This window comes from Thermocatellispora tengchongensis (genome assembly GCF_014202315.1).
Lineage (GTDB): Bacteria > Actinomycetota > Actinomycetes > Streptosporangiales > Streptosporangiaceae > Thermocatellispora > Thermocatellispora tengchongensis.
On record NZ_JACHGN010000004.1, the window covers coordinates 236,225 to 252,861 of the forward strand.

The window sequence follows — 16,637 nt, forward strand, 5'->3', positions numbered from 1 at the left end:
GTGATCACCAACCCCAGGCTCGCCGTGCTGTACGTCAAGGACCAGAGCGCCACCGTGGACTTCCTCACCGGGACGCTCGGCTTCGAGCTGGCGGCCGACGTCCCCCACGCCGGCGGACGGCGCTGGGTCGAGGTACGCCCGCCGGGCGCGCAGACCCGCGTCGTGATCGCCGCGATCGAGCCCGCTGTCCTCGACGCCGTCCACGAGCAGGCGGGGCGCATGGCACACGGCTGGTTCGACTGCGACGACCTCGACGCCACCTGCGCCGATCTTCGCGCCAAGGGCGTGGAGTTCACCGTGGAGCCGCAGGCGGCGCCGTGGCGCGAGGGCGCGCGCTGGGCGCAGATCCGCGGCCACGACGGCAACGTGTACGGCCTGACGCAGCGGGGCCGGTAGGGCGGCCCGGCGCTCACCGCGCCGCGACCGCCGCCGTGGCGTCCCGGCGGGGCTCCAGGTGTGCAACTGCCAGGTTCCCTCACTTGCACACGCGGCCGGCGCCGCCCGCCCTGGCGGCACGGTCACGACCGGGCTCCGTCGCCGTCCGGCGGTCGCGGCTCGCAGCGGACCCGCGCCTCGGCCCTGGCGTCGATGCGGCGGACGCTCGGCTCCGACGTGCCGATCAGCGCGGCGATGTCGGCGTAGGACATCCCGAACCCGTGGTGCAGCAGGAACACCGTACGCTCCTCGTGCTTCAGCGCGTCGAGAACGGCGGCCAGGGCGGCGGACACCGACTCGGCCAGGCTCAGCTCGGACTCGTTCCGCAGCGGCTCCGGCAGCCACGGGCCGATGTGGGCCTCGCCGTCGCTCCGCGCGGCCCGCAGCCGGGCGAGCGCCAGGACGGTGACCAGCGCGGTGAGCCCGACCGGGGGCTGCGCAACGTTCCGCTCGGCGGCGGCCAGCCAGCGGGCGCGCGCCTCCTGGACGACCCCGTCGGCCTCCTGGCGGTCCCCCAGCATGCCGTAGGCCACAGAATAAAGTAAGGGCACGTGTCGCCGGAAGGTTTCCGCCATGCCGTGATCCCTGTCGAGCGGCCGGTCCGAAGAATACTCGGCCCCCATGCGCCCTCCTCGTGGATGCGTCGCCGGGCAACGATTTCCAACCCACTTCGGCAATCTGCGGTAATGTACCCCGCCGACGCCGGATCAGATAGTTTCTCTCCACCTCCCGGCCGGAAATTCTCCATGGCGATGTCACCTTCCGAGAACGCGCCGCGTCTTTTCTGATGGCCGAACCCCCGCCCGGAAGGACGGGTCAAGGCCGTCCTCTTTCAGGCAGCACAGCGAGCTTCAGGCAGCACAGCGAGGTGAATCCGCATGGACTTCGTTCCTGACGGCTCCCATGCCGATCCCGTCTCATGGCGTGTCGCCACCGAGGCCAGCGCGGGAAAACTGTCGATGAACACCTCGAAGGGGTCGCGTCTCCTTCATGAACTGCCTCGTTTTCACGGCTCGTTCACCTTGTCGCGCGCCGGCCTGCTCGCGGGATTCGCCCTGCGGCTGCCGCTGCCCCCGGGGGCCCGCCCGGCGTGGCTGCGCGCGGAGGAGCCGCCGCTGCTGTCGTGGGAGTCGGTGGGCCTTTCCGCCGGCGGGCCGCCGAGCAACGTCGGCGGGCGCGCCCGGCTGCGGCTGGGGCGGCGGGAGACGTTCACCCCGGTGTGGGGACTGTGCGCCGAGGTACCCGCGGGGCGGCCCTACTTCAAGATCGTCCTGGAGACGGTCTTCCCCTCCTCCAGCCTCCACTGGCCGGCCGAGGCGTGGCGGCGGCTCCGCCCGGTGACGCTCACGCTGTTCAGCGAGATCCGGCCCTCGGGCGCCGGGACGCGGGAACCGCCGCGCTGACGCGGCACCGGACGGGCGCCCGGCGACGTCAGTGAGTGAGGGGCCGATCCCCCGCGGCGACGGCGGCGCGCTCCTCCTCGCCGTGGCCGTTGACCAGCGGGACCTTCTCGCCCCCGTAGGCCCTGGACATGCGGCCCCGCAGCCTGCCGAGCACTCCCCGTACGGCGGTGGGCGGCACGCCCTCGCGGTTGTCGGCGACCGCCAGTTCCGGCACCGGCTCCTTGGCGCCGATGTGCGCCGCGGCGTCCTCGGGCAGCGGCGCGTGGACCTCGACGAACCTGCCGTCGGGCAGCCTCTTGATCACTCCGGTCTCCACGCCGTGGCCGACCAGTGCGGCGTCCGAGCGCTGCAGCCCCAGGCAGATCCGGTACGTGATCGCGTAGGCCAGCACCGGGGCCCGCGATGACCAGGACCCGCCCGGCGTACGTGGTCATGTTCAGGCTCACGTGGAAGAACGTCGCGATCTCGTCGTTGGCCCCGAACAGCCACAGCACGCCGTAGAACGCCACGCCGGCCATGCCGATCGCGGTGCGGTGGGGGTTGTTGCGCGGGCGGTCGGCGATGTGGTGCTCGCGGCTGTCACCGGTGATCAGCGCTCGGCGAACGGGTAGAGCGACAGGCCCACGAGGATGACGCCCAGCGGCACCAGCCCTGGGATGATCACGCTCATCGGCAGGGTGCCCGCCTCGGCCGTGCCGAAGAGGTTGATCTCCCAGGCCGGCATGATGCGCAGCGCGCCTTCGAGGAAGGCCAGGTAGAAGTCGGGCTGGGAGCCCGCGGACACGTCGGCGGGGGTGTACGGCCCGTACAGCCAGATCGGATTGATCTGGGCGAACGTGGCGAGACCCGCGATCACCCCGAGCGTGAACAGGAAGTACGCGCCCGACTTGGCCATGAACGAGGGGTAGAACGGCGCGCCGACCACGTTACGGTTCGTCCGCCCCTTGCCGGGCATCTGGGTGTGCTTCTGCCGCCACATGAGCACCAGCGCGGCCCAGTGGTGTATCTGCCGTACGAGCAGGCCGCCGCGCACCTCGAAGGTGATCTCCAGCGCCGACGCGTACGCCTCGGACATCATCACGCCGCGCAGCGGCTCGTACGGGCCGTCGTACAGGACGTGGCCCATGCTCGGCTTGAACCAGAACGTCAGGAACGTGCCGGTGAGCAGCAGGATGACGAACGAGTAGAGCGCGATCTCCCCCAGCAGGAACGACCAGTGGTCGGGAAAGATCTTGCGCATGTTGCGCCGGAGAAACGAGGCGCCGCCCAGGCGCGCGTCCAGGTGGCTCGACGCGTGCGCGATGCGGCTCGGGACCGTGTTCAGCTCCGTCATGATCCTCCTCCGTGGGCCCCGGCCTCGGCGTCGCCGCGCTCCCAGTAGCTCGGCCCGACCGGCACGGGGAAGTCGCCCATGGCGATGAGATAGCCCTCCGCGTCGACGCCGATGGGCAACTGGGGCAGCGGCCGGGCGGCGGGGCCGAAGACGACGCGCGCGCCGTCGGTCGCGTCGAAGGTCGACTGGTGGCAGGGGCACAGGATGTGGTGGGTGTTCTGCTCGTACAGGGCCGCGGGGCAGCCGACGTGGGTGCAGATCTTGCTGTAGGCCACGATCCCGTTGTGGGTCCAGTTCCTGTTGGTGCCGGGCTTGATCTCCTCCGGCCTGAGGTTGACCAGGATCACCGTGGCCTTGGCCAGCGCGTTCAGGTCGTGCTCGTGGCCCTCGGGCACCACGGAGAGCAGGCCGCCGGGGCTGTTGAAGTCGGTCGCCCTGATCGGCTTGCCCGTGCCCTCCACGACCAGCCGGGGCCGTCTGCCATCCTTGGTCCTCTCCCCCCAGACGGTGTGGCGGAGCCGCTTGTGGGCGTTCGCGCCCGCCGTCTTGGTGTTGTCCAGGTCGCGCAGTAGCACCAGCGGCACCAGCCCGAGCGCGGCCATCGCCGGCAGCAGCGCGCGCCGCAGCAGCTTGCGCCGTACGAAGCCGCTCTCATTGGCGCCCTGCACGAAGTACTCCGCCACCGCCGCGCGGTCCTCCTCGTCGGAGACCATCGGGTGGCGCTCCTGGGTCAGGGTGTACTTCGGCATGATCTGGCGGGCCCAGACCACGACGCCGACGGCCAGCGCCAGCACCGCGAGCGTGAGCGAGCCGCCGAGGGCGAGGTTGGACAGCCCGGTCGCGTCGGGGCTGCCGACCTGGAGCGTCACGTAGAAGACGACGAACGCCAGCGCGGCCACAGAGGTGGTCGTGAAGCAGAGCACCACGATCTTCTCCGCCCTGCGCGCCTGCCGCTCGTCCTGCGGGACGACCCCCGGCCGGTCGCGTTCCCCGTCCCGCTCCTCCGGACCGCCGAGCATCGGCGCCCCGGCCGTGGGGGTGCCGGCGACGCGCCGCGGCACGGCGCGCTCGCCCCGCTGTTCGATGTTGTGATCCGTCATGTCCTGTGTCGCTTCTCCCGGGTGCTCTAGTGGCCGACGAGAACGGCGGCGCCGGCGCCCGCGCTCCGCGCCGACGCCGCCGAGCTTGTCCAGATCACGCCGGAAACCAGGTTTCGGGCGTTCTCAAAGTGGGCGCCCGGTATGACCTCCGCATCGGCCGCCGCGGGCATATCGCCTCCTTGTCGCTCCCTCCGCCTACCTAGACGCCGCGGCCAAGGAAAAGGTGACATTTGCCAGTTAAGCGATGTCCGCGCCGGCAGGAGCATTGACGGACCCCGCTCGCGGCACCGCGGGACGGCGGAGATAGAATCACGCTTTATTCCGACCCCGTTTTCACGTATTCACATATCCACGTATTCGCGGAATCGCCGGCCGCCGCCGCGCCGCGTGTTTCGAGTAGGCCATCACCGCGGCCCGGTCGGGGAAGTCGGTCCTGAACGCGACGTCGGCCCTCGGGCCCAGGCCGAGCCAAGGTGAGGGCCACGCGGGCGGTGGTGATCCAAGCGTCGAGACGAGAGCGCGGGCTGACCGGCCGACGGCCCCGGCGGTCGCGCCCTACCCCGCTTCTCGCGGCGAACGCGCATCGCTCGACCGTCCGGGGCGAACCAGGCGGGCACCGGATCGAGAAGGGTCACCGCCCGGACGGATCATCCACCTTGTGACCCCGGCTCACGAACGCAGGAATGCCAGCAGCGACTTCGCCAGCTCCTCCGGGGCCTCCTCGGCCACGTGGTGGCCGCTGTCGATCGGGTGGCCGGTCACGTCGTCGACCCACGTGCGCCAGATCGCCAGCGGGTCACCGTACAGGTCCTCCATGTCGTCCCTGGCGGACCACAGGAACAGGGCCGGGCAGGTGACCCGGCGGCCCGCGGCGCGGTCGGCGTCGTCGGCCGCGCGGTCCACGGTCAGGCCGGCGCGGTAGTCCTCGCACATCGCGTGGACGGTGGCCGGGTCGTGGATGGCCCGGCGGAAGTCCTCGTACGCCTCCTCGCCCATCTGCTCGGCGGTCGCGGCGTACCAGGCGTCCGGATCGGCGTCGATGACCCGCTCGGCGGGTTTGGCGGTCTGGCCGAGGAAGAACCAGTGCCACCAGGCCGTGGCGAAGCGGGCGTCGGCGCGGGCCAGCGCCTCGCCGATGGGGATCGCGTCCATCACGACCAGGCGCGTGACGACCGCGGGGTGGTCGGCGGCGAGACGGTGGGCGACGTACGCGCCGCGGTCATGGCCCGCCACCGCGAAGCGGTCGTGGCCCAGCGCCCGCATCAGAGCCACCATGTCGCCGGCCATGGCCCGCTTGGAGTAGGGGGCGTGGTCGGGGGTCGTGGGCGGCTTGCCGGAGCGGCCGTAGCCGCGCAGGTCGGGGCAGACCACCGTGTGGTGCGGGGCGAGGAGCGGGGCGACGCGGTGCCAGGTCGCGTGCGTGCGAGGATGGCCGTGGAGGAGCAGGAGCGGGGCGCCCGAGCCGCCGTACCGGACGAACAGCTCCGTCTCCCCCACGTCGATCATGCCGGTCGCGAAGTCGTCGAACATCCGCCGCTCGTACCCGGAAACGGCGCCGATCAACGCGTGCCGCACGCCGCCGGCCGGCTCACAGGATCAGCACCGCCAGCGTCCCGATGACCACGTGGCGGCCACGTGCCCACCCCAACGAAAGGCGTTGCAGGCACGCGGCCGGCTCGGGCCAGGACGCCGCCGTCCCGCCAAGCTCCACGGCGACAAGGGCTACGACTATCCTCACCTGCGGACCTTCCTGCGCGGCCGGGGCATCACCCCGCGTATCGCGCGTCGCGGGATCGAGTCCAGCCGGCGACTGGGACGCCACCGCTGGGTGGTGGAGAGAACCGTCTCCTGGCTGACCGGCTGCCGCCGCTTACACCGGCGGTACGAGCGCCGGGCCGACCATTTCGCGTCCTTCGTCGCCCTCGCCGCCGCTCTCATCTGCTACCGCCGACTCACCAAATGAGTCACCGTCTAAAGGAGACCGGCGAAAGCGCAGACGAGCCGGACCAAGTCCATCATCCCGGGGCAGGCGCCGGTGCTTGCCGGCGCCGGCAGGCCGGACTGCTGATCGTGTACACGGCGACGTACACGCGAGCCCGCAAGCGCCAGAACAAAATTCCAAAGGCCGCCTCCCCGCGCGTTCGCGCAGGGAGGCGGCCATTTGCCTGGGTGCGCCGCCAGGGACTCGAACCCCGGGCCCGCTGATCTAGAGTCACCCGTTCGGGCTGCCGGCGGGTGCCGAGGGCTGTCGGCGAATAGCGTTTTACCCCGTCTCGTACGCTTGACGATCACCAGTCTCTGTACCAGGCAGTATCGGGCTCTGACGGCGCAGCGTGGCACGTCCGAGCCCGCACCGAGCCTCGCGCTGCGGCGTCTTCCCCATGTGACATCCGCCCGCTGTACAGCCCTGCCGACTGACCTGATACCTCACCGGCGCGGCAAGCCCGCTGTACACGAGGTGATCAAAAAAAATGGACCCGCAACTGCCCGCCCGGGCTGCCGCGCGAACGGCAAGCCCGGGCCGGGTGCCCGGTCAGCGGCTAGCAGTGACCTGAGACGGTACGGCTCTTGACGGTTCGGATCTCGATGGGAGGGCCGAAGCGCGTGTCGTTGAGCTCCGCCTCGGCGAAGTACTTCTTGCCGGGCTCGACGTCCGAGCAGGGTTCGCTGGTGGACAGCGAGAAGAAGCCCTGGTGGTGCGTCCCCTTGTACCTGGTGGCGACGACGGTGTTGCCGTGCCAGTCGTCCCGGCGGATGCGGATGGTGACGCTGAAGTGCTCCTTCTTCGGGCAGTTCACTTCCGCTCTGGCGTACATGGAGCCGGGGTCGGGGCTGATCCGGGCGACGATGGAGCAGTCGGCCGGTCTTGCCGCCGCCGGTGCGGCGGGTACCAGTGTGACCAGCAGCGCCGCAGCTGTGACCAGCGACGATGTGACGATTCTTGCCTTGCGCATGAACGACTCCCGTGTTGTGCGCGGATGGCGACGAGAGGGCCGGCCGGACCTGTAGCGCATTCATCTCAGTTTATAGAGATAGGCATCACCGTAAACTCGCGCACAAGCCCCCGTCAACTGATATGAGCGGAGCTCGAGGCGACCAGCCATCTCAGTTGCCCGGCTGCTAGGATGGCGGCTGGACACAGGCGGGAGGGGCGGATGAGCAACGGGTCGGCGGAGCCCAGGCGCACCCTGGCGGCCAAGCTCAACCATCTCTTCAGCACCGTGCGCCCTCGCCAAGGCGGCGAATACTCCCATGAGGAGGTCGCCGCGGCGCTGCGTGAGAGCGGCGGTCCGACGATCTCGGCCACCTACATCTGGCAGCTTCGCAAGGGGCTGCGCGACAACCCGACCAAACGCCACCTTGAGGCGCTGGCGGGATTCTTCGGAGTGCCCCCGGCCTACTTCTTCGACGAGGGGGCGGCCGAGAGGATCGACGCCGAACTGGAACTGCTCAGCGCCCTGCGTGACGCGTCGGTCAGGCAGATCGCCCTGCGCGCGTCGGGCCTCTCCCCCAAGAGCCTCAACGCCATCACCGAGATGGTCGAGCGGGTTCGCGAGCTGGAAGGACTGCCGGACGCGACCGAAGGGGCATGATGTCCTCAGTTCCGTGGAGACGGCTACGCCGCCGGTGTGAGGCCAGGCTGGCCGCCCTGCCGCTCCCAGCGCCGTTCAGCGCGCAGGCGCTGTGCGAGCTCGTGGCCGCCGAGCGCGGCCGGCCGATCAGGCTGCTGCCGATGGAACGGACCGTCGATGTGTGCGGCATGTGGGTGCTGGCCGACGACGTCGACCTGATCTTCTACGAGCGGGCCACCACCTCGCCGCACCAGCAACACATCATCCTGCACGAGCTCAGCCACCTGTTGTGCGACCACTACCCGTCGGGCGTCGCCGAGCCCGATCACTGGCGGCTGCTCCTGCCGGACCTCGACCCGCGGATGGTGCACCGCATGCTGGGCCGCACCGCCTACACCGAGGTCGAGGAGCAGGAGGCCGAACTACTGGCCTCGCTCATCCAGCAGCGCGCGGCCCAGCTCACGCCGCCCGGCGACGCGCCCGAGACCAACGCCCTGACCCGCCGGATCAAGACCCTGCTCGACTGGTCCGCTTCCGATCGGCCCGACGGGGCGCCCTGAGCATGGCCGAGACGCTGCGTCACTACGGCCCGGCCGCCATCGCCTGCGTGCTGCTGGCGTTCCGCCTGGTCAAGGGGTGGCGTGGCCCGCCCGACCCGGCCAGGGGCACGGTGTGGCTGGTCCTGCTCGGGCTGTCGCTGTCGCTCACCCTCCTCACCCCCGCCGTGTACGCGTTCGTCGGCAGTGTGTCCGGCACCCCGAACCTGGCCAGGCTGCTCGCCCACGGCAGCATGCTGGTCGTCGCCTGGTCGGCCAGGACGTTCCTGTGGCACCTGAGCCATCCGGTCGCCGTCGCGCGCCCGCGCACCCGGCTGCACCTGGCCGCGCTGGCGGTCACGTTCGCGGCGATGTGCGTCCTGTTCGCGCTGGCCGACACCCCGGTCGATGACGTCCGCTTCGCGGGGCGCTACGCGGCCACGCCGTGGGTCCTGGAGTACTGGCTGGTGTACATCGCCTATCTGACGCCGTCGTTCGCCAGCGTGGTCGTGCTCGGGTGGCAGTACGCGCGCATGAGCAACGGGCCGTTGCTCCGCGTGGGCCTGCGCCTGGTCGCCACGGGGGCGTTCCTGGCCATCGGCTACCTCGCGCACAAGGCGCTCGCCTTCGCCGCCGCGCGCTACGGCTTCCCCTATCCTCCCAGCGGGCACGTGCTGCCCGACGGCATCCTGCCGCTCGCCGCGCACCTGCTGGTGCTCGCGGGAGCGACGTTGCCGACATGGGGGCGGCTCCTGATCGCGCCCGCGTGGCTCGCCTGGCTCCGTGACTACCGCGCCTACCAGGCGCTGCGTCCGCTGTGGCGGGCTCTGTACGCGGCGGACCCGCGCATCGCGCTCACGCCGGCGGCTCCGGTGCTGCTCGACCTCGTGGCGGTACGCGATCTCAGGTTCCGCCTGTACCGCCGGGTCATCGAGATCAGGGACGGCCGCCTGGCGCTGATGCCCTACCTCGATCCTGATGTCGCCGCCGCCGCGCGCGCGTGGGCCGCCGGGACCGGCGCCACCGGCCAGGCGCTGGACGCGGCCGTCGAAGCCGCCTCCCTCCACGCGGCGCTCCGCGCCAGGGCCGCCGGCACGGCCGCCGCCCGCGAGCACGCGCCGGACATCCCAGGCGGGGTGGACCTGGACAGCGACACCGCGTTCCTGCGGGACGTCGCCCGCACGTTCCGCGAGTTGCGCGCTCGTACGAGATCCGACGCGAACGTCCGGCAGGTGGCTCCGCCCCGCACAGGGGCCCGTAAGTAACGCTTCGAGCGCGGCCAACGGCGCCGGCGGATCAAGCGCCGACGGTCGGCGCACCGGCTCCCCCAGGGACATCGCCATGAGCCCGCGCGGTTCACGTACACGTCTGCGGCGCTGTCACAATCTCCATCGAAGGAAAAAGCCGCCTCCCTGTGCATTCGCGCAGGGAGGCGGCTTTTTGCCTGGGTGCGCCGCCAGGGACTCGAACCCCGGACCCGCTGATTAAGAGTCAGCTGCTCTGACCAACTGAGCTAGCGGCGCTTGCGACGGGTGTAACTCTAGCAGCACGCGGACATGGAGTGCACATCCATAAGGTCCGGACGTGACTCGGGGCCGGGCCGGCTTCCCCCAAAACCGGCCCGGCCCCGATCTACCGCGGTACTGCCGATTCCTCCCCCCAGAGATCGGCGGCGCCGCTGGGCGGGTGCGTTCCCCCTTCGCACCCGCTTCGGCAGAAAGCTCTTGACCTGCTACGACTCTATCGAGAGGCGGGCAATGGGCTCGTCACGTCCGGGTCGTATTTCGGGCTACAGGCGTAGATGGGGCGGTATGGGCATCACAGCGGTTCGTCAGGTGGCAGGACGATCTCCACTTTGGTGCCCCGTTCCAGGGAGCGGGTCACGGTGCAGTGGCGGTCGTGTACGCGGTGCGCCACCGCGCGGAAGACCTCGTCGGCCTTCAGGTCGCCTTCGGGGAGTTCGACCTCGTAGGTGACCGTGACCGGGCCCAGGAGGGTGGGCTCGATCTTCTCGGCCTCCACCGTCATGGCCAGGCGCACCAGGCGGTGGCCGCGCTTGGCGGTGAGGGGCTCGACGCTGACGATGTTGCAGCCGCCGACGGCGGCGAGGAGGAGTTCCACCGGGGTGAAGACGTCCTCCTCGGCCGAACTGCCCAGTTTGATCTCGGCGCCTCTGCCGTTGCGGGCCACGAAGCCGTCGTCTGTGCGCTGCACCGTTACCTTGGCCATGTCCGCAGCCTATGTCCCCGGCCTACGCCTGTGGCTGGCGCCAGGGCTCAGGCGTGCAGGACTGAGCGGCGGCGGTGCTGGGCGGTGGGGCGGGCCCGGGGCAGGGTGAGGCGGACCAGGGTGCCGCCGCCGGGGGCCGGCTCGGCGGAGACGTGGCCGCCGTGGGTGTCCACGACCTGGCGGACGATCGCCAGGCCCAGGCCGGAGCCGGGGCGGGAGCGGGCGCCGGGGGCGCGGTAGAAGCGGTCGAAGATGTACGGCAGATCCTCGGGGTCGATGCCGGGGCCGTGGTCGCGTACGGTCAGCTCGCCACGGTGGAGGCGGACCTCGACCTCGGTGCCGGGAGGGGCGTACTTGCCGGCGTTGTCCAGGAGGTTGGCGACGGCGCGGGAGAGGCGGTCGGCGACGCCGCGTACCATCATGGGCTCCAGGTCGTGGCGGAAGCGGATGTCCGGCCAGTACGCCGCCGAGCGCTCGATCTGGTGCAGCACGACGTGGTCGAAGCGCACGTCCTCCACCAGCGCGGCGGGCTCCTCGTCGCGGGCCAGCTCCACCACGTCGGAGACCAGGGCGGTCAGCTCCTCGAAGCCCGCGATCACGGCGCGGTTCAGGTCGGCCCGGTCGGCGGGGTCGAGGCGGTCGGCGTGCAGGATGAGCTCGACGTTGGTGCGCAGCGCCGCCAGCGGGGTGCGCAGCTCGTGGGAGGCGTCGGCGACGAGCTGACGCTGGGCGTCGGCGGAGCGTTCGAGGGCGTCGAGCATGGTGTTGAAGCTGCGCGCCAGGCTGCCCAGCTCGTCGTCGCGGTCCACGGTCATGCGCAGCTTGAGGTCGCGGGTCTCGGCGACGTGCCGGGCGGCCTTGGTGAGGTCGGCGACCGGGCTCAGGGCCGTACGGGCGGCGATCCAGCCGAGCACGGCGGCCACGACCAGGCCGCCCACCGACACGACGACGAACGGCCAGCCCAGGGTGGTCTGCAGGGAGGCCACGCGGTCGAGCATGTCGCGGGGCGGGGCGGTCTCGGGCGGGACGGGCGTGCCGAACGTCTGCTGTACGCGGTTGCACGCCACGTAGTACGCCATGGTCATGACCGCGATCACGCTGAGCGCGGCGGCGACGCCCGCGGTCAGGGCGAGGCGGAGGCGCAGGGGGAGGCGGGTGATGCCGGCGATCGGGCCGAGGAGGCGCCGCGCCCGTGGCAGGGTCGCGCTGGTCATGCCGGCTTCCTGAGGGCGTAGCCGAGGCCGTGGACGGTCTGGATCATGCGCGGCTCGCCGCCCGCCTCGGTCTTGCGGCGCAGGTAGCGGATGTAGACCTCCAGGGAGTTGGAGCCGGGCGTGGAGGCGTAGCCCCAGATCCTGTCCATGATGACCTCACGGGGCAGCACCTGGCCGCCGTTGCGGATGAGCAGGTCGAGCAGGGCGTACTCGGTGCGGGTGAGGTCGAAGACCCGTTCGCCGCGCCTGCCCTGGCGGTCGTGGGGGCGCAGCGACAGGTCGCCGTACGCCGGCGGCGGCTCGTCCTCGCTGGGCGGCGTGCGCCGCAGCAGGGCCCGCACCCGGGCGAACAGCTCCTCCAGCGCGAACGGCTTGACCAGGTAGTCGTCGGCGCCGGCGTCGAGCCCGGCGACCCGGTCGCGTACGCCGTCGAGCGCGGTGAGCATGAGCACGGGCATGCCGTTGCCGTTCTGGCGCAGCGTGCGGCAGACCTCGATGCCGTCCATCTTGGGCATCATCAGATCGAGCACGACGAGATCCGGCCGGCCCTCGGCGACGGCTCCCAGGCCCGCCTGGCCGTCGGCCGCGACGGCCACGCGGTAGCCCGCCAGGCGCAGCGCGCGCGACAGCGCGTTGCGGAACTCTGGCTCGTCATCCACGACGAGAAGCCGGGCGTTGGTCTCGGTCTCGGCCACCTGACCCCCTTTTGAGCTGCGGCGACCCTGCACGTCACTTTTGCACCAGGCGTTTAGGAGGGTACCTGGCCTATGACAGGTGGATAGCGCCATCGGTAGCAAAGTGGGATAAAGACCCGCAGCTTAGGGGGACGTTACGCGGCGCCTGTCATGCTGGAAGTCACGATGTGTCGCGACGTTAGGAGTCGGACGGATGGCGTTTCCCCGGTTTCCCGGCACCACCCGTGTCGGGCGGGTCCTGGGCCTGCCCTTGGTCGTCGAGGCGCGTACCGCGCTGCCGGCACGGGAGCTGGGTCCGCTGCTGAACGACGCGTTCAGGTGGCTGCGCCGGATGGAGGACGCGCCTGACGCGCGGCTCGGGGAGGTGCTGGAGCGGCTGTCGCGGGGGCTGAGCACGGCGGGCGTCGTCGATCACCGGGTGGACGCGGGGAACGCGGTGCGGGTGCGCGGCTCGGCGCGGCCGGGCGAGCGGTGGCGGATCGGGGTGCGCGACCCGCGTACGGGGGCGGTGCGCAAGATGTTGTTCGCGCACGATCTGGCCGTGGCGACGGCCGGAGGGCTGTCGTCGGTCGAGTCGGTGACGGTGGTGGGGCCGGATCTGGCGGCGGCGGAGGCGCACGCGGGCGAGATCGCGGCGATGCCGCTGCTGCCCGCCAGGAGGTACGCCGCGCGGCTCGGCGCGGAGGGGCCGTACCAGGTGCTGCTGGTGGACGCCGAGCGGCGCGCGGTCAGCACCCCCGGCCTCGCCCGGTACGCCCCCACGGCCTGGGCCCGGCGCATGGCCGGATGATCCGGATCACGCGTCGGGGTGCCTGGCCAGATAGTCGATGTAGATAGGGCGCAACGACTCGCCCAGCCGGCCCTCGCCGGCGACGACGGCGTCGCTGAGCAGGGCCGAGACCCGGCTCAGGTCGTTGGCCGCCTCGTCCTGGTTGCCCCCGGCCGCCTCCGCGGCCGGGATCACCTTCAGCAGGTCCCACAGGAACCCCAGGTCACCGTGGCGTACGGCGTAGCGCACCGCACGATCGTGCAGTTCCCTCGCCGACAGCGACTCCAGCTCGTCCGCGTCCATCGGATGCCCACCCCCTTGCGTGGCCTTACCCGAGTCCGTCGTGATCACGCACGGTACCCAGGTGAAGCCGGCCGTAACCCGCTCGTTCCGCGAGTCGCGGCCCGCGCGGGGCTAGGCTCTGATCAGGGCCGCCGCGCCCGCCGATCCGCATGGGAGGATGCCCGAGCGTGAAAATCGTCATCAAGATCCTGATCGTGGCCGCGGCCCTGTGGGTGGCGACCGAGTTCGTGTCCGGGATCACGGTCTCGGGCCGGACGGCCACCATGAACGTGCTGACGCTGATCGCGGTGGCGATCATCTTCGGCGTGGTCAACGCCGTGCTCAAGCCGATCATCAAGACGATCGGCTGCGCGTTCTACATACTCACGCTCGGCCTGTTCGCCCTGATCGTCAACGCGGCGCTGATGCTGCTGACGAGCTGGATCGCCGAGCAGCTCACACTGCCCTTCCACGTCGCCGACTTCTGGGCCGCGCTGTGGGGCGCGATCGTCGTCGGCGTGGTGAGCTGGGTGCTCGACCTGATCATCCCCGACTGAAGCGGCGCAGGGTGCGCCTCGTCCTGGACGGGACCGGCCTGACCTGCGCCCGGGTGCACGAGGTGGCGCGGGCGCGGCCGGTCCCCGGCACGGCGGCGGCCCGGGTCGAGGTCGGCACCGCCGAGCGTGCCCGGATCGCCTGGCTCACCGCCGGGTCGCTGACCGGCCCCGTCTACGGCCGCACCACCGGCGTCGGCGCCAACAAGAACGTCATGGTCGAGTCGGGCGGGCTCGACCTGCTGCGCAGCCACGCGGGCGGGGCCGGGCCGCCGGTCTCCCCCGAGCGGGCCCGCGCCATGCTGCTGGTGCGGGCCAACCAGGTGCTCGCGGGCGGCTCGGGGGCCGACCCCGGCGTGGCGTACGCGCTGGCCGACGCGCTCAACCGCGGCTTCACCCCGCCGGTGCGCACGTACGGCGCGATCGGCACCGGCGACCTCACCGCCCTGGCCACCACCGCGCTGTGCCTGCTCGGCGAGGTGGCGTGGCGGGCGCCCGAGGGCGAGGCGGGTCCGCCGCCCCGGTACGCGGTGGCCGAGGCGCTGGCGTTCATCAGCTCCGGCGCCGCCACGCTGGGCGACGCGGCGTTGGGCTGCCACCGGCTGCGCGCGCTGCTGCACGCCGGGATCGACGTGGCGGCCCGCTCCTTCGCCGCCGTGGCGGCCTCCGCCGAACCGCTCGCGCCCGCCGTGCAGGCCGCCCGGCCGCATCCGGGCCAGGCCGTGGTGGCGGCCCGGGTGCGCGAGCTGCTGCCCGGCCTGGCGGGCGACGCGGTGCGGCCGGAGCCGGCGGCGTACGGGCTGACCGCGCCGGCGACGGGCCGGGTGCAGGACCCGTACGGCTACCGGGCGTTCCCGCAGGTGCACGGCGCGGCGCTGGACGCGCTCGGCGCGGCGGCGCGGGCCGTGGAGGTGGACATGAACGCCGCCACCGAGAACCCGCTGATCGCCGAGGGCCGCGCCTGGCACAACGGCAACTTCCACTCCGCGCCGATCGCGCTCGCGCTCGACGCGGCCCGCGCGGCGGTGGTGCAGGCCGCCTCGCTCAGCGTCACCCGGCTCGCCACGCTGATGGAGCCGGGGTACACCGGCCTGCTGCCGTTCCTGGCCGACGAGCCGGGCCGCTCCGGGCTGATGATCCTGGAGTACGTCGCCCAGGACGCCCTGGCCGAGCTGCGCCACCTGGCCGCGCCGGTGACGACGGGCTCGGCCACGATGTCGCACGGCGTGGAGGACCACGCCGGGTTCGCCACCCAGGCGGCGCGGCGCGCGCTGGCGGCGGTGGAGCCGCTGGAGATCGTGCTGGCCTGCGAGCTGGTGGCCGCCGCGCGGGCGATCCGGCTGCGCGCGCCCCGGCAGGAGGACGAGCTGACCCGGGGGCTCGACCCGGCCACGGGCGACCGGGTGCTGGACGCGGACATCGAGGCGGCGCGGGCCCTGATCGGCGAGGCCGCCGGGCGCTTCAGCGGGTGATCCGGGCCACCGAGGCGCGCTGGCGCAGCTCGGGCGCCTGCACGATGCGCCGGCGGCGGGTGGCGCCGTCGGTGGCCGCGACCACGAGCCGCACCGCGGCCCGCACGATGCCGTCGATGTCCCAGTCGACCGTGGTCAGCGCGGGTTTGAGCAGGCCGGACATCGGATGGTCGTCGTAGCCCATGACCGAGATGTCCTCGGGGATGCGCAGGCCCTGCTCGTCGGCGGCGGCGTACACGCCGTAGGCGATGGAGTCGGCGAAGCAGAACAACGCGGTGGGCCGGTGCTCCGCGCTCAGGACCCGGCGGGCCACCTCGGTCGCCCCGGTCAGCGACTGGGGCGCGGTGACCAGGTCGATCTCCAGGCCCAGGCGCTCGGCCTCGGCGGCGACGTAGACGTCGGCGGGACGGTCGGGGGTGCTGGCCATGGTGGGGGTGAGCACGGCGAGGTGGCGGTGGCCGTTGTCGCGCAGGTGCTCCAACGCCATCGTGGTGCCGCGCCGGTTGTCGAAGACGACCTCGCCGGCCGTGCGCGCCCCGGCCAGCGCGTCGCCGATCGCCACGACGGGCAGCGTGGCGCACAGCTCGGCCCAGAACCCGGCGGCGGGATCGACGGGCTGCACGATCAGGCCGTCCACCCGCTGGTCGCGGAGCTGCTGGGCGAGGGTGCGCTCGCGTACGGGGTCGCCCGCGGCGTCGAGCATCAGCGCGTAGCGGTCCTTGTCCTTCAGGGCCCTGCCGATGCCGACGCCCAGCGACTGCTGCCACAGGTCCTCCAGCGAGCCGCACAGCAGGCCGATCATGCCGGTACGCCCGCTGGCCAGGGCCCGCGCGATCGGGTCGGCCTCGTAGCCCAGCTCGGCCGCGACACGCCGGACGCGCTCGATCGTCTCCTCGGAGACCTGCATCCCGCGCAGCGCATACGAAACGGCGGCCGGCGAGAGGCCGGTCGCCTTTGCCACCTCACGAATCGTCGCTCTCTTGCGCGGCTGCGTCACCTCGCAAGCTTATGCCGATTCGGCCCGCGGGGGGCGGGATGCGGGG

Annotated in this window: 17 protein-coding genes, 1 tRNA gene and 2 pseudogenes; 9 read left to right on the forward strand and 11 right to left on the reverse strand. The window is 72.0% G+C overall.

Features of this window, described 5'->3' with window-relative positions:
* On the forward strand, window positions 1-396 hold the full coding sequence (locus HNP84_RS10460) for a VOC family protein (RefSeq protein ID WP_185049359.1): 396 nt from the start codon (window positions 1-3) through the stop codon (window positions 394-396).
* Between the two features lie 122 nt (window positions 397-518).
* Here HNP84_RS10460 and HNP84_RS10465 read toward each other — a convergent pair whose 3' ends face one another.
* Entirely contained in the window at window positions 519-1,058 is a 540-nt protein-coding gene (locus tag HNP84_RS10465; RefSeq protein ID WP_312924313.1) for a sigma-70 family RNA polymerase sigma factor, read from the reverse strand.
* 255 nt (window positions 1,059-1,313) lie between these two features.
* Here HNP84_RS10465 and HNP84_RS10470 point away from each other — a divergent pair, with 255 nt between their 5' ends.
* Window positions 1,314-1,838: a hypothetical protein gene (locus HNP84_RS10470; RefSeq protein ID WP_185049363.1), complete on the forward strand. Its 525-nt coding sequence runs from the start codon at window positions 1,314-1,316 to the stop codon at window positions 1,836-1,838.
* Between the two features lie 28 nt (window positions 1,839-1,866).
* On the opposite strand, the pseudogene HNP84_RS57050 reads toward HNP84_RS10470, so the two are convergent.
* The 3 genes and pseudogenes from HNP84_RS57050 to HNP84_RS10485 all read right to left on the reverse strand — a co-directional run bounded on the left by HNP84_RS57050 (window position 1,867) and on the right by HNP84_RS10485 (window position 5,801).
* Window positions 1,867-3,171: pseudogene (locus HNP84_RS57050) on the reverse strand (cytochrome b).
* Complete coding sequence (qcrA, locus tag HNP84_RS10480) at window positions 3,168-4,271, reverse strand: cytochrome bc1 complex Rieske iron-sulfur subunit (RefSeq protein WP_185049365.1); 1,104 nt, start codon at window positions 4,269-4,271, stop codon at window positions 3,168-3,170. The pseudogene HNP84_RS57050 and the gene qcrA overlap by 4 nt, the downstream one beginning before the upstream one ends.
* 669 nt (window positions 4,272-4,940) lie before the next feature.
* Window positions 4,941-5,801, reverse strand: coding sequence for an alpha/beta fold hydrolase (locus HNP84_RS10485; protein WP_185049367.1), 861 nt, complete (start codon window positions 5,799-5,801; stop codon window positions 4,941-4,943).
* Window positions 5,802-5,940: 139 nt separating this feature from the next.
* On the opposite strand from HNP84_RS10485, the pseudogene HNP84_RS10490 reads away from it, so the two are divergent.
* Window positions 5,941-6,234, forward strand: a pseudogene (locus HNP84_RS10490) (transposase); the annotation flags it as partial.
* A gap of 577 nt (window positions 6,235-6,811) precedes the next feature.
* Here the strand turns inward: HNP84_RS10490 and HNP84_RS10495 are convergent.
* The gene (locus HNP84_RS10495) at window positions 6,812-7,225 is read right to left on the reverse strand and encodes a hypothetical protein (protein ID WP_185049370.1); all 414 of its coding nucleotides are present in this window, start codon (window positions 7,223-7,225) and stop codon (window positions 6,812-6,814) included.
* Window positions 7,226-7,426: 201 nt separating this feature from the next.
* Between HNP84_RS10495 and HNP84_RS10500 the strand changes: the two genes are divergently transcribed.
* From HNP84_RS10500 to HNP84_RS10510, 3 genes are read left to right on the forward strand one after another with little or no spacing between them, the layout of a single operon-like run.
* Window positions 7,427-7,864: a helix-turn-helix domain-containing protein gene (locus HNP84_RS10500; protein ID WP_185049372.1), complete on the forward strand. Its 438-nt coding sequence runs from the start codon at window positions 7,427-7,429 to the stop codon at window positions 7,862-7,864.
* Complete coding sequence (locus HNP84_RS10505) at window positions 7,861-8,403, forward strand: hypothetical protein (RefSeq protein WP_185049374.1); 543 nt, start codon at window positions 7,861-7,863, stop codon at window positions 8,401-8,403. The genes HNP84_RS10500 and HNP84_RS10505 overlap by 4 nt, the downstream gene beginning before the upstream one ends.
* 2 nt (window positions 8,404-8,405) lie before the next feature.
* Window positions 8,406-9,644 carry an MAB_1171c family putative transporter gene (locus HNP84_RS10510; RefSeq protein WP_185049376.1) on the forward strand — a complete coding sequence of 413 codons (1,239 nt, stop codon included), beginning with the start codon at window positions 8,406-8,408 and terminating at the stop codon, window positions 9,642-9,644.
* Window positions 9,645-9,828: 184 nt separating this feature from the next.
* Here HNP84_RS10510 and HNP84_RS10515 read toward each other — a convergent pair.
* The 4 genes from HNP84_RS10515 to HNP84_RS10530 all read right to left on the reverse strand — a co-directional run bounded on the left by HNP84_RS10515 (window position 9,829) and on the right by HNP84_RS10530 (window position 12,517).
* Window positions 9,829-9,902: transfer RNA gene (locus HNP84_RS10515), tRNA-Lys, on the reverse strand.
* A gap of 295 nt (window positions 9,903-10,197) precedes the next feature.
* Window positions 10,198-10,608, reverse strand: a complete 411-nt coding sequence (locus HNP84_RS10520; protein ID WP_185049379.1) for an OsmC family protein — start codon at window positions 10,606-10,608, stop codon at window positions 10,198-10,200.
* A 47-nt stretch (window positions 10,609-10,655) separates the two neighbouring features.
* Entirely contained in the window at window positions 10,656-11,822 is a 1,167-nt protein-coding gene (locus tag HNP84_RS10525) for a sensor histidine kinase (RefSeq protein WP_185049381.1), read from the reverse strand.
* Window positions 11,819-12,517, reverse strand: a complete 699-nt coding sequence (locus HNP84_RS10530; RefSeq protein ID WP_312924322.1) for a response regulator transcription factor — start codon at window positions 12,515-12,517, stop codon at window positions 11,819-11,821. Before HNP84_RS10530 ends, HNP84_RS10525 begins: the two co-directional genes overlap by 4 nt.
* A 193-nt stretch (window positions 12,518-12,710) precedes the next feature.
* Here HNP84_RS10530 and HNP84_RS10535 point away from each other — a divergent pair, with 193 nt between their 5' ends.
* Window positions 12,711-13,307, forward strand: a complete 597-nt coding sequence (locus HNP84_RS10535) for an FAD:protein FMN transferase (protein ID WP_185049391.1) — start codon at window positions 12,711-12,713, stop codon at window positions 13,305-13,307.
* A 6-nt stretch (window positions 13,308-13,313) separates the two neighbouring features.
* On the opposite strand, the gene HNP84_RS10540 is transcribed toward HNP84_RS10535, so the two are convergent.
* Window positions 13,314-13,589, reverse strand: coding sequence for a hypothetical protein (locus HNP84_RS10540; RefSeq protein ID WP_185049393.1), 276 nt, complete (start codon window positions 13,587-13,589; stop codon window positions 13,314-13,316).
* Window positions 13,590-13,756: 167 nt separating this feature from the next.
* Here HNP84_RS10540 and HNP84_RS10545 point away from each other — a divergent pair, with 167 nt between their 5' ends.
* Window positions 13,757-14,125, forward strand: coding sequence for a phage holin family protein (locus HNP84_RS10545; protein WP_185049395.1), 369 nt, complete (start codon window positions 13,757-13,759; stop codon window positions 14,123-14,125).
* A gap of 11 nt (window positions 14,126-14,136) precedes the next feature.
* Window positions 14,137-15,594: an aromatic amino acid lyase gene (locus HNP84_RS10550; RefSeq protein ID WP_185049397.1), complete on the forward strand. Its 1,458-nt coding sequence runs from the start codon at window positions 14,137-14,139 to the stop codon at window positions 15,592-15,594.
* On the opposite strand, the gene HNP84_RS10555 is transcribed toward HNP84_RS10550, so the two are convergent.
* On the reverse strand, window positions 15,584-16,555 hold the full coding sequence (locus HNP84_RS10555) for a LacI family DNA-binding transcriptional regulator (protein ID WP_312924329.1): 972 nt from the start codon (window positions 16,553-16,555) through the stop codon (window positions 15,584-15,586). The genes HNP84_RS10550 and HNP84_RS10555 overlap by 11 nt on opposite strands.
* Window positions 16,556-16,637: the final 82 nt, after the last annotated feature.

Excerpts from the sequence above, each read along its gene's own strand:
- HNP84_RS10465 (WP_312924313.1), bottom strand. The coding sequence starts at position 1,058 with ATGGGGGCCGAGTATTCTTCGGACCGGCCGCTCGACAGGGATCACGGC.
- HNP84_RS10470 (WP_185049363.1), top strand. The coding sequence starts at position 1,314 with ATGGACTTCGTTCCTGACGGCTCCCATGCCGATCCCGTCTCATGGCGT.
- qcrA (WP_185049365.1), bottom strand. The coding sequence starts at position 4,271 with ATGACGGATCACAACATCGAACAGCGGGGCGAGCGCGCCGTGCCGCGG.
- HNP84_RS10485 (WP_185049367.1), bottom strand. The coding sequence starts at position 5,801 with ATGTTCGACGACTTCGCGACCGGCATGATCGACGTGGGGGAGACGGAG.
- HNP84_RS10495 (WP_185049370.1), bottom strand. The coding sequence starts at position 7,225 with ATGCGCAAGGCAAGAATCGTCACATCGTCGCTGGTCACAGCTGCGGCG.
- HNP84_RS10500 (WP_185049372.1), top strand. The coding sequence starts at position 7,427 with ATGAGCAACGGGTCGGCGGAGCCCAGGCGCACCCTGGCGGCCAAGCTC.
- HNP84_RS10505 (WP_185049374.1), top strand. The coding sequence starts at position 7,861 with ATGATGTCCTCAGTTCCGTGGAGACGGCTACGCCGCCGGTGTGAGGCC.
- HNP84_RS10510 (WP_185049376.1), top strand. The coding sequence starts at position 8,406 with ATGGCCGAGACGCTGCGTCACTACGGCCCGGCCGCCATCGCCTGCGTG.
- HNP84_RS10520 (WP_185049379.1), bottom strand. The coding sequence starts at position 10,608 with ATGGCCAAGGTAACGGTGCAGCGCACAGACGACGGCTTCGTGGCCCGC.
- HNP84_RS10525 (WP_185049381.1), bottom strand. The coding sequence starts at position 11,822 with ATGACCAGCGCGACCCTGCCACGGGCGCGGCGCCTCCTCGGCCCGATC.
- HNP84_RS10535 (WP_185049391.1), top strand. The coding sequence starts at position 12,711 with ATGGCGTTTCCCCGGTTTCCCGGCACCACCCGTGTCGGGCGGGTCCTG.
- HNP84_RS10540 (WP_185049393.1), bottom strand. The coding sequence starts at position 13,589 with ATGGACGCGGACGAGCTGGAGTCGCTGTCGGCGAGGGAACTGCACGAT.